Origin of the sequence: Enterococcus sp. DIV1758 (genome assembly GCF_051711985.1) — a bacterium.
GTDB lineage: Bacteria > Bacillota > Bacilli > Lactobacillales > Enterococcaceae > Enterococcus > Enterococcus faecalis.
Map to the genome: position 1 here is coordinate 589,908 of NZ_JBIOOA010000001.1, position 11,657 is coordinate 601,564.

The window sequence follows — 11,657 nt, forward strand, 5'->3', positions numbered from 1 at the left end:
TATAGTAGATTTACTTGGACGTTGTCACTCATTCCACAATAGGAAAGTGAAGAAACCATTAGGAGGGATTATTAATTGAAGTGTAATTTAATAAAAGGATTTAGTTTGTTGTGTTTACTCGCTTATTTTTTAATATTTTCAAGTAGTGTTCAAGCAGATGAGACAATACCAAACAGAGTCTCACTAGATGGAATTTTTACAACAAATTTGGGAGTATCTAATAATTCCTCCGAAGTGGTTGATGATGTCGGCGTTATTACGAATGGTCTGCCAAATCAAGTAGGAGCACTCTGGAGTACAGAAGATAATTTATTGGATTTTAAAAAAGATTTTAATATGGTTGCTTATGTTAAACAGACTGGGGTTGCTGGTGCTGCCGGTGATGGTATGGTTTTTCTCTTACAAGGGGCCACGCCAGAATTAAAATGGTTTACCTATTCGGGGGCTTCAATGGGAGCGCTTGGGGAAAATAAGTATAAAGGCACCTTAGGTATTCCTAATTCTATTGGGATAGAGTTTGATTTATATGGCAATCGAAGTTCACAGGACGGTTTTTTTGATAATGGCATTTCTGGCGTATATAAAAATAGTCATATTGCAGTCATTTATCCAGGAATGGAAGCAGGTTATCAAGATAATTATGTACTTTTAGGCACGTCAACAAGATATGTAAAGCATGATAATTTGATTACAGATGTTGACTTAGCTAACGGAAATTGGAATAGGTTAGATTTACATTGGCAAACAAACGAGTCGGATTTTACGAAGGGCGTTTTGGCGTATCAAATTAATGGAGGTACGCCAATCATCATAAACTCTGAAATATTGAACGCGCAAGTTTTTTTAAATGGCAGTGTATCAACGGCTTATTGGGGATTTACTGGATCAACAGGACCTACATATAAAGCTGTTCAAAATGTTGTTTTTCAAAGAGTACCAGGTTTGGTGGACGCAAAAGTAAAGATGAACGTAGTAAACAAAGACGGTCAAGAATTACCAAACGGTGCAGTGCTAGAAGGCAATACAACCTATACAGTAAATGTTACAGCAGACTGGTTGGACGGCAAGCAGAACTGGCAAAATATTTTACTAGAAACAACTTTACCTGAAGGAATAGAAATAGTTCCTGATACGACGACCATTGATGGAAATAACATATCAGATACTTTAATTTGGTCAGCGAATACGTTAAAGACGAGCGACAATCAAATTCCGCCATTAGGTAATAAACAAGAGAACACACAAACTTCTTCTACCATAAGTTTTAAAGTGAAAACTAAAAATGATAATTTTACCAATCAGAATATTACAAATCGTTTTTCTGGAAGAAATGCGATTTATAATTTAGAACCTTATACGTTTACTATCAAGCCTGTAACGCTAAGTGCTACAATTACATCACCTAAAGATCAAGCGGTTATTGTAGATAATAATTTAACTGAATTATCGATTGAAACCAGTTGGATAGCGAAAGGTACCGCTTCTATTACGCAAGCGATTGGTTATGCGCAAGGCGGAGAACTTCAGCTTGTTACATTAAACCAAGAAACGATCACGAATGAAGAAGGTAATTTTTCTTATGATATGATCGAAGCATTCAAAAAATTGTCATATGGTGAATTTTCGGTTGAGTATTTATTGAAAAATGAAAATAATTTATCCACTTCTTCTAAAATCACATTGTTTAAACAGAATGCTCCATCAGTTTCGTTAAAAGAAACTGAGCAAAGTAATACTTTTTACAAGGGCAGTCCAATAAAAATACCTGTTTTAGTAGAAGATAAAGATAGTTCTTACTTAGATATTATAATGGAGGTAGAAGGGCAAAGTGAACCATATCGACAAACAATTGAACATATTCCTGGTGAGACACAAGAAGTAGAATTGAACTATGATACCTCACTTTTAACACCAGGAATCTATACGTTGAAGATATATTGCATGGATTCAGAAAAAAACAAATCTGAAATTCTCTCTTTAGATGATATATATCTAGAAGGATTTTTAGCATTTGAAAAAGTGCCACAAGCATTTAGTAGCGATGCATTGAAAATTGGTGGAAATCCTGAAAAAGTTACTAATATAGGGGAAATAGCGATAACTGATAGTCGTGTAAAACGTGACAATTGGCTATTGGAAGCCCATTTAGTAGATTCAAATTTCGTCAATACAGCAAGCGGAACGTCAAAAGCGTTAACTGCATCTAATAATTTTTTCTATTATCAGTTAGATGGACAAATTACATCCATTAGTACGGAACCAGTGACTATTTTACGGAGTAATCCTACTGATACAGCAACTAGAATCACAGTCAATCAAGAACAAGCGAATGGTTTTTATTTTAATCCCAATAATGCAATGGGAATCGGAACGTATCAAGGGAAAATCCAGTGGAATCTAATCTCAGCCCCAACATAAGTTGAAAATAAGTAATTTTTCTTGTTTAGAAAGTCCAAGGAAAAGTCGTGGGCATTGTTTATTCCTAATAAATATGTTATAGTAATTAAGTAATCAATTTTGATAAGTAATTTGAGTTATATATTTAAAAACTATACTTCTCCTTTTGCCACTCAACATTTTTTGCAATAACTTGCATATTTTTATGCACTAGGAGGAAATATATATGAACAACGGTACAGTAAAATGGTTTAACGCAGACAAAGGTTTTGGATTTATTACAGGTGAAGATGGCAATGATGTATTTGCACATTTTTCAGCTATTCAATCAGATGGATTTAAAACTTTAGACGAAGGCCAAGCAGTAACTTTTGATACTGAAGAAGGTCCACGCGGCTTACAAGCAACGAACATCGTAAAAGCTTAATAATGAATGAAAACGGACCACGTGTTGGTCCGTTTTTTTGATAGCTGTTGTCTGATATCGCCATTAATTACATAGCAAAACAAAGCAGAGGCCATTTAAAGGAGGAGAATCTGAAGATGACCTTAACTGAGCTGTTACTTGTAAGTGGATTATTTTGGCTAGTAATCATAATTGCTGTGATTGCTGGTAGCATATTTCTAATTAAGTATTTTAGAGGTCGGAGCTGAACGGTTCTGTTCCCGCCAATTATCAGGTTTTAAGCCTGGGACAAAAATCCAAAGTGATTTTTGCCCCAGGTTCTTTATTTAATTAGGGTATTAAGTTTTAGGTAAAATAATTAACAAATTAAAAGCAATTTACTATATAATCAGAAAGGGATCTTTAAGAGAGAAGCAGGTGTTTGCTTGTCGTAATACTTTGTTTAGCAGATAGAAAAAGGAAACGTTATGCGTTACAATAGGAACGGAGGAATTTTAACCTTATTGGATTTGTAGCTGAAGCAGAACAAATGTTGTCGCGTTAAGTGCGATTGAGCTTGCCACAAGCAACATTTGAAAAAACTACGGATAGAAAAATCATTCCTAAACAAGAAAAAACACTCTTTAGATGAATAAAGAGTGTCCAGAAACGTTGATAAATCAACATATTTAAATAACGCGCCCTGAGGGAATCGAACCCCCGTCTCAAGAACCGGAATCTTACGTGATATCCACTACACTAAGGGCGCGGCACGAATACTAGTTTAGCTGATATTGACAAAAATTACAAGAGGGAGGACGAAAATAATGAAATTTGAGCAACGAATGTCCCAACAACAAAAACAAGTCCAGAAGTTGGCCATGACTCAACAGCTTCAACAATCCATTCAAATTTTACAATTTAATACGGAAGAACTCGCTGCTTTTGTTGAAGCGAAAGCACTAGAGAATCCATTGATTGATTTACAAGTAGACACGCAGTACACCACAGATTTTCCGATAACTAGTCGTTCTTACACCAATCAAGACGAAGAAAATAATTATATGAATCAAATTCCAGACTATCATTTATCATTATTTGAGTCTTTAATTGATCAAATTCATTTGAATTACCGCGATACATACTTGCGAACATTGGTATTGTTTTTAGTAGAATATATAGACGTGAATGGTTATTTAACGATTTCGTTAGAAGAAGCGGCAGAGAAAACCGAAGCAAGCGCCATTCAAATGCTAGATGCATTAACTTTGTTACAACAGCTAGATCCAGCAGGTGTGGGGGCACGCAATTTACAAGAATGTTTGATGCTACAAACAGAACGAGACGATACCGCGCCTAATTTAGCGTATATTTTATTGGAGGAAGAGTTTGATGCCTTAGTGAGTCGTAAATGGGGCCCGTTAGCTAAAAAATTCGGAATTGAATTAGCAGAAATTCAATTGATTTTTGATTATATACAAACGTTATCGCCAGCGCCAGGGAATATTTTTGATGCGACCGAGGAATTGTATATTCGACCAGATTTAACTGTCCGAATCAAGGAAGATCGAATAGTGGTGATTTCCAACAAAGCTGGTCGACCGACATTAAATTTTCAAGAAAATTATTTCAAACGAATGCAAGAGACTGACGACAAAGAAGTCCAAGAATATATTAAGGATAAGAAAAACGAATTTGAATGGTTAGAGCGCGCAGTGAATCAGCGGGGGGATACAATTTTACGTGTAGGGCAAGAAATTGTGCGCCGTCAAGAAGCTTTCTTTTTAGAAGCAGATCGGCCATTAAAACCAATGACTTTAAAAGAAATTGCGGATGCTTTGTCTATTCATGAATCGACAGTTAGTCGTGCGGTCAATGGAAAATATCTAGAAACCACGTTTGGCGTCTTTGAATTGCGCTCATTCTTCTCCACAAGTATTCTTTCATCAGAAGAAGATGGCGAGGATGTCTCAACAACAATGGTTAAAAAGCAACTACAAAAATTAATTGATGAAGAAGTAAAAAGTAAACCGTTATCTGATCAAAAATTAGTCGAGCGATTAAAAGATTCAGGCATGGAAATATCCCGGCGAACGGTGGCAAAGTATCGTGAAGCCTTAGGGATTCCATCTTCATCTAAACGAAAACGATATGAGTAAACAACCAAAGCTTATGAGTGATTTTCATAAGCTTTGGTTGTTTTTTTACAATTTAAAAAATGTTGGTTTTTTGAATTGTAAAAAAAGCCTAAAGGAGACAAAGTTTGCTTGCCATTTCCTAGGAAAAAACGTATATTAAAGTTACTTGCTTCTTTAAATAAAGGAAAAGAATAATTTTATAGAAAAGTTGGAAAGCACAAATGAATCAGACAGCAAATAGCAAGAAAAAACGCTATATTACAGGTTTTGATGGCATTCGGACGATCGCTGTAATTGGCGTGATTTTGTATCACCTTTTTCCCCAAGTCATGCGAGGTGGCTACTTAGGTGTTCCGATTTTCTTTGTTGTTTCAGGTTATCTTATTAACGACTTGTTGCGGCAAGAATGGGCAGAAAATCAGACCATTGATTTAAAAGGATTTTATGTGCGAAGGATGAAACGGCTGTATCCAGCATTAATTGTGATGCTTTTAAGTGCAGTTAGTTATATTACACTCTTTCAGCAGGATTTATTAAACAATATTCGCAGCGTTGTCGCTAGTAGTGTTTTTTATTACAACAACTGGTGGCAAATTTTTAAAGGGTTTTCTTATTTTGATGGATTTGCGACACAATCGCCATTTGTACATATTTGGTCATTGGCAGTTGAAGCGCAAAATTATTTAATTTGGCCATTACTTTTTATTCTTCTGGAACGCTTTGTTCGTAAGCGCGGTCGAATTTTCAGTTTAGTTTTAATCGGCGCCTTAATTTCGGTGACACTGATGGCCGTTTTATATGTTCCTGGCGCAGATCCTACACGTGTCTATTATGGAACAGACACACGTGTTTTTTCTATTTTACTAGGTAGTGCATTGGCGTATGTTTGGCCAAGCACACGTTTGAAAGAAGAAATTCCAGAAGCCTCTAAAAAAATCTTAAATGGCGCTGGGTTAAGTGCCTTAGTTCTTTTAGTATTAGCCTTTTTAACATTATCAGATCATACAAATTTTGTTTATTATGGCGGCATGTTTTTAATTAGTTTGGCAGCCACTGTCTTAGTGGCCGTCACTGCACATCCAGGGGCAGATATGAATCGTTGGTTAACGAATCCAGTCTTTACGTGGATAGGTAAACGGAGTTATGGCATTTACTTGTATCAATTCCCCATCATGATTTTTTATGAGGCCAAAATTAAGACCTTATCGGACCATGTTTTTCTACATTCATTGGTTGAAATAGCATTAATTTTAGTCGTGAGCGAATTGTCTTATCGTTTTATCGAACATCCACTGACACGATTGTCTTATAAGGATGTCTGGACTCAATTCACTGAGTTCTTACGGAAACCGTGGGACCTTCGTGAAAAAGGGACAATGGCCTTTATGACAGTGATTAGCGTGATTGCAGTATTCGGTTTAATTGTGGCCCCAGCAAACGCTAAAAGTGCGCAACAAGAGCAACTAGAAAAAAATATTGCGAAAAATCAGCAAAAAATTGAAGAACGTAAAAAAGAAGTCCAAGAAAGTGGCACGAAAAATAGTAGCACGTCCACAGAAAGTAGTACAAAACCGAGTGAAAGCCAAGATGTTCTACCCACACAACTCACACCAGAGCAAGTAAAAAAAGCGCAGAATTTAGAAATCACAACTATTGGTGATTCTGTTATTCTAGATGGTGCTAGCGGGTTACAAGATATTTTTCCTAAAATGATTATCGATGGGGAAGTGGGCCGTCAATTGTATAGTAGCATTTCACTAATTGGTGAACTAGACAAAAAGAAAATGCTCAAAGATACTGTTTTAGTGAGTTTAGGTACGAATGGTCCTTTTACAGAGGCACAATTTGATGAATTTATGAAAGCGTTAGGTAATCGAAAAGTTTATTGGATTAATGTTCGCGTTCCAACTAGAAGATGGCAAAATCAAGTGAATAGTTTACTTAGTCAAATGGACAAAAAATACGATAACTTAACGGTCATTGACTGGTTTAATTATAGTAACGCCCATGATGATTGGTTTTATGATGACCGAGTTCATCCAAATGTGGCAGGTGGCGAGCAATATACACACTTTATCGCGGAGAAAATTTTACAGTAGCAAGAAACTTCCAGCTCAGATGAAAGGGGCTGGAAGTTTTTTGTTATAGGAAAAGCAAATATAGGTAATTTAATGATTTTCTTGAAAACCTAAGCTTTTTTTTTAGATATCTGGTATACTGTTTTTGTTACAAGTTCCCGAAAGGATTTAGCAAGTAATTGTCGTTACTTACTAAAGATGCCTTGTAACCGAAACTATTTAGGGGGAATAACATTATGACAGAAAGACATTTATTTACATCAGAATCCGTTTCAGAAGGACATCCAGATAAGGTAGCTGACCAAGTCAGTGATGCAATTTTAGATGCGATTTTGGAAAAAGATCCGATGGCCCGCGTGGCATGTGAAACATCCGTAACAACTGGTTTAGTCCTAGTATTTGGAGAAATTTCTACAACAGCTTATGTAGATATCCAAAAAATTGTTCGTCAAACTGTGAAAGATATTGGTTATACACGAGCAAAATATGGATTTGATGGAGAGACTGTCGCAGTTCTTGTAGCAATCGATGAGCAATCACCTGATATCGCTCAAGGGGTTGACGCAGCCTTAGAAGTGCGTGATCAAGATGAAAAAGACGATATTGGCGCTGGTGACCAAGGCTTAATGTTTGGTTTTGCCGTTGACGAAACACCAGAATTAATGCCATTACCGATCGCGTTAAGCCATCGTTTGGTTCGCCGTTTAGCAGAATTGCGGAAGGAAAAAGTCTTACCTTACTTACGTCCTGATGCAAAATCTCAAGTAACAGTGGAATATGATGATCAAGGTCAACCACAACGTGTGGATACGATTGTCATCAGTACACAACATGATGATGAAACAACCTTAGAACAAATCGAAAAAGACATTAAAGAACAAGTAATCAATGAGGTGATCCCTCATGAACTTTTAGATGATGAAACAAAATACTTTATCAACCCAACTGGTCGCTTTGTAATCGGTGGCCCTCAAGGAGATGCCGGCTTAACTGGTCGTAAAATTATCGTTGATACTTATGGCGGTTATGCTCGTCATGGCGGCGGCGCTTTTTCTGGAAAAGATGCAACCAAAGTTGACCGCTCTGCTAGTTATGCTGCGCGTTATATCGCGAAAAACATTGTTGCTGCTGGTTTGGCGAAAAAAGTAGAAGTCCAATTAGCTTATGCAATTGGTGTGGCGCAACCAGTGTCTATTTCTATTAATACGTTTGGTACGAGTGATCTTCCAGAAAGTAAATTAATCGAAGCAGTTCGTAAAAACTTTGATTTACGTCCAGCAGGTATTATTGAAATGCTAGATTTACGTCGCCCAATTTATAAACAAACTGCGGCTTATGGTCATTTTGGTCGAACAGATATTGATTTACCTTGGGAACAAACAGATAAAGTTGAAGCGTTAAAAGCTAGTTTAGCTGAATAATTAAATAAAAAAACAAGAAGTCAGCCAATACTTGGCTGACTTCTTGTTTTTTTACAATAATTTTTTTATGAAAAAGCATTTTTTTAAGACATTTTGTTCTTTTTTGTATAGAATAGCTATGGAGCAATTTAGAAAATTGACAATTGAATAGAAAAGGATGTGAACAAATGGCAAAAGAAACAAATGTTAAGTTAGTCACGGTGAGTGTTTTTGTGGCAACATTTATGACAGCCATTGAAGGGACCATTGTGTCTACTGCGATGCCAACGATTGTCGGCTCGTTACATGGCATGGAAATTATGAACTGGGTATTTTCAATTTATTTATTAACGAATGCGATGTTAACACCGATTTATGGGAAACTTGCGGATAAAATTGGTCGTAAACCTGTCTTCATGATTGGCATTATCATTTTTATTTTGGGCTCCTCGTTGTGTGGCTTTGCTCAAGATATGTTGACCTTAATTATTGCCCGCGCAATTCAAGGTGTGGGGGCAGGCGCAATTTTACCAGTTGCGTTAACGATTATTGCCGATATGTATTCATTGGACAAGCGAGCGAAAATTTTAGGTTTAAACAGTGCCGCCTGGGGAATTGCTAGTATTTTTGGTCCGTTAGCAGGTGGTTTTATTGTAGATACAGTCGGTTGGCATTGGATTTTCTTCATTAATGTTCCTATTGGACTTGTTTTATTGGGCTTGATTAGTATTTTCTTAGTAGAGCCAAAGCGGGAACGGACCAAGATGCCAATGGATATTTTGGGCAGCGTTACTTTGATGGCCGTGTTGCTAACGTTATTGCTAGGTTTTCAAATGATTAGCGATAATGGTTTTACACTAGTAACATTTGGTTGTTTGAGTTTAAGTGTGCTCTTTTTTGTAGCGTTTGTGATGATAGAAAAACGCGCGCAAGACCCAGTGATTGATTTGCATTTATTTAATCAACCAACGTTTGTTTTAGTGAATCTTATTGCGGCGCTTATTAGTGGTTTCTTAATGGGGATTGATGTCTACATTCCGATGTGGATGCAAGGTGTCTTAGGAAAAAGTGCAGGAATTGGTGGCTTAGTTTTAGCGCCTATGTCGTTACTTTGGATGGCTGGATCATTTATAGCAAGTAGCTTTATGGAAAAATATGCTATGAAAAAAGTCTTAACGATTGGGTTATCGATTCTATTAGTCGGGGCCATCTTTTTAGTGGTAATGCCAATGGCCGTTCCGTTTTGGCTTTTCTTTGTAGTTTCTTCTGTCTTAGGAGTTGGTTTTGGGATTACTATCACAACGACTACGGTGACCGCACAAAGTACAGTGGAGCCCGAAAAAATGGGGGTTGCAACATCGTTTAATACGTTGGTGCGTACAATTGGGCAGACTGTGATGGTGTCAATTTTTGGTGTGATTTTAAATGCAGGAATGTTTGCAAAATTGGAAGCGAGCGCGTTAAACGTCGATGCAGATGTCATGAATCAATTAGTGAATCCACATACTGCAAATTTAATTCCAGCTACGTTGTTAAAACCATTACGCGGTATCCTCTATGAAGGTCTGCATAATGTTTACTTAGTCGGTGCGGGCTTAGTTGTTGTTGCTCTTTTGTTAAATATTTTCGCAAAAGCGCAACGAGCGAAGGTTTAGTGGTACACTAATAGAAAGAGTATTGGAGGGAAAAGTAGATGGCCTTTTTACAAGCAAATATTTATTCAAATGTATTGGAAATGGAAGTGAATGTGAACGTAATTTTACCACAAGAAACGGTAAAAAAAGTGGGCACAAGTACCCAAGCAGCATTGACAGATATTCCCGTGTTGTATTTATTACATGGGATGGGAGGAAATCACAGCGTCTGGGCTCGCAGAACCTCTATTGAGCGGTATGTCGCTGATTTGGGGATTGCTGTCATTATGCCGTCCACGGATTTAGCTTGGTATACGGACACGCAATACGATATGAACTATTGGACGTTTATCTCAGAAGAATTACCGAGAATTTGTCATCAACTCTTTCCACAGTTAAGTACAAAACGAGAAAAAACCTTTGCTGCTGGTTTGTCAATGGGTGGTTATGGCGCCTTGAAATTAGGCTTAGCGAAACCAGAATCTTTTGCAGCCGTTGCTTCTTTGTCTGGGGCAGTTAGTTTATCATCCACTAGTTTTGGGGAATTATTAAAAGTCCGTAAGCGAAGCTATTGGGAAGGTATTTTTGGCCCGTTAGATCAAATTGAAGGTTCCATTCACGATCCGCTGTATTTATTACAACAATTAGTAGAAAGCCAAACAGAAATGCCCCAATTTTATCTTTGTTGTGGGGAGCAAGATATGTTACTTTCTGCTAATCAACAGATGGCTCAAGCGTTGGAACAGGCACAGGCAAGTTACACTTTTGAAACTGGACCAGGAGAACATGACTGGGTGTTCTGGGATGAATGGATTCAAAAAGCCTTGGCTTGGCTACCAATACCAAAATAGAGAAAGTAGTTTTCGCTATTTATTTTAAAAGTTAACCCTTGGTCCGTCAGTCATTTCGACTGACGGACCAAGGGCTTTTTTTATTTAGATGAAGAGGTGTTGTCTGCTTGCAACCCATCTAAGTAGGTTTTAACGGCTTGAATAAAGGCGGATTTTTGGTGAATGGAGCGCCGAAATTGAATGCTTTCCTCCATGTATGTTAACCCATTGTCGGAGACATATTGTTTCATGTGCAGCACTTGTTCTTTTAGATAGTCATCTCCGTTCAACACTTGCGAAACGAGCTGTTTTTCCTCCGTTGCGTCCATAATCATCCCAAACAAAAGATGTTGTAAAGACGTTACTGCTAAATGAGTCATTTCTGGTGAAAAACCTGCTTCTCTTAAAATGCCCATCATTTGATTCAAATGGCGTAATCGTTGGGGATAGGCAGGAACGGTTTGGATTTCGATGGCTACGGCACAGGGAAATTGTTGATAGAGATCATAATAGTTTTCCATGAAGGCCAGTAAGTCAGAATACCATTCACCACATAATACAGGTTCTTGAAAGTGCTCTTCAATCGCTTCAGCCATACTTTGAAGTAAGGCTTGCTTATTTTTAAAATACCAATAAATTGCGGGCGCCTGTACACCAAGCTGTTTGGCGACTTTACGCATAGAAAGTTGTTCTAAAGTGGGACTTTTTTCTAACAAAGAAAATGCGGCTGCAATAATCGTGTCTTTTGATAATTTCGGTTCCATGATTTTAGCTCCTATTAAACGTTATCTTCGT

The 11,657-nt window shown here is 37.4% G+C and carries 8 protein-coding genes, 1 tRNA gene and 1 riboswitch; of the genes, 7 read left to right on the forward strand and 2 right to left on the reverse strand.

The features are described 5' to 3' along the window. Nucleotides 1–75 precede the first annotated feature (75 nt). Together IGJ52_RS03045 and IGJ52_RS03050 are read left to right on the forward strand one after the other, a co-directional pair. The gene (locus tag IGJ52_RS03045; protein ID WP_289854156.1) at nt 76–2,418 is read left to right on the forward strand and encodes a lectin-like domain-containing protein; all 2,343 of its coding nucleotides are present in this window, start codon (nt 76–78) and stop codon (nt 2,416–2,418) included. A 205-nt stretch (nt 2,419–2,623) separates the two neighbouring features. Further along, nucleotides 2,624–2,824 carry a cold-shock protein gene (locus tag IGJ52_RS03050; protein ID WP_002355647.1) on the forward strand — a complete coding sequence of 67 codons (201 nt, stop codon included), beginning with the start codon at nt 2,624–2,626 and terminating at the stop codon, nt 2,822–2,824. Nucleotides 2,825–3,479: 655 nt separating this feature from the next. Here the strand turns inward: IGJ52_RS03050 and IGJ52_RS03055 are convergent. Next, nucleotides 3,480–3,551 (reverse strand) — tRNA-Arg (locus IGJ52_RS03055). 58 nt (nt 3,552–3,609) lie between these two features. Here IGJ52_RS03055 and rpoN point away from each other — a divergent pair. From rpoN to IGJ52_RS03080, 5 genes are all read left to right on the forward strand, one after another. Beyond that, the gene (rpoN, locus tag IGJ52_RS03060; protein ID WP_002366210.1) at nt 3,610–4,941 is read left to right on the forward strand and encodes an RNA polymerase factor sigma-54; all 1,332 of its coding nucleotides are present in this window, start codon (nt 3,610–3,612) and stop codon (nt 4,939–4,941) included. 200 nt (nt 4,942–5,141) lie between these two features. Next, nucleotides 5,142–7,019, forward strand: coding sequence for an acyltransferase family protein (locus IGJ52_RS03065; protein WP_002373449.1), 1,878 nt, complete (start codon nt 5,142–5,144; stop codon nt 7,017–7,019). 122 nt (nt 7,020–7,141) lie between these two features. Then, a riboswitch (SMK box riboswitch) is annotated at nt 7,142–7,237 on the forward strand. Then, nucleotides 7,235–8,419 (forward strand): methionine adenosyltransferase, encoded by a 1,185-nt coding sequence (metK, locus tag IGJ52_RS03070; protein WP_002355656.1) that lies wholly within the window; start codon nt 7,235–7,237, stop codon nt 8,417–8,419. (Overlaps the previous riboswitch by 3 nt.) 167 nt (nt 8,420–8,586) lie before the next feature. Continuing rightward, complete coding sequence (locus IGJ52_RS03075; protein WP_104846175.1) at nt 8,587–10,053, forward strand: MDR family MFS transporter; 1,467 nt, start codon at nt 8,587–8,589, stop codon at nt 10,051–10,053. A 38-nt stretch (nt 10,054–10,091) separates the two neighbouring features. Further along, entirely contained in the window at nt 10,092–10,883 is a 792-nt protein-coding gene (locus tag IGJ52_RS03080) for an alpha/beta hydrolase (RefSeq protein WP_002366213.1), read from the forward strand. Nucleotides 10,884–10,963: 80 nt separating this feature from the next. Here the strand turns inward: IGJ52_RS03080 and IGJ52_RS03085 are convergent, their stop codons facing one another. Continuing rightward, nucleotides 10,964–11,626, reverse strand: a complete 663-nt coding sequence (locus tag IGJ52_RS03085) for a TetR/AcrR family transcriptional regulator (RefSeq protein ID WP_002383043.1) — start codon at nt 11,624–11,626, stop codon at nt 10,964–10,966. Nucleotides 11,627–11,657: the final 31 nt, after the last annotated feature.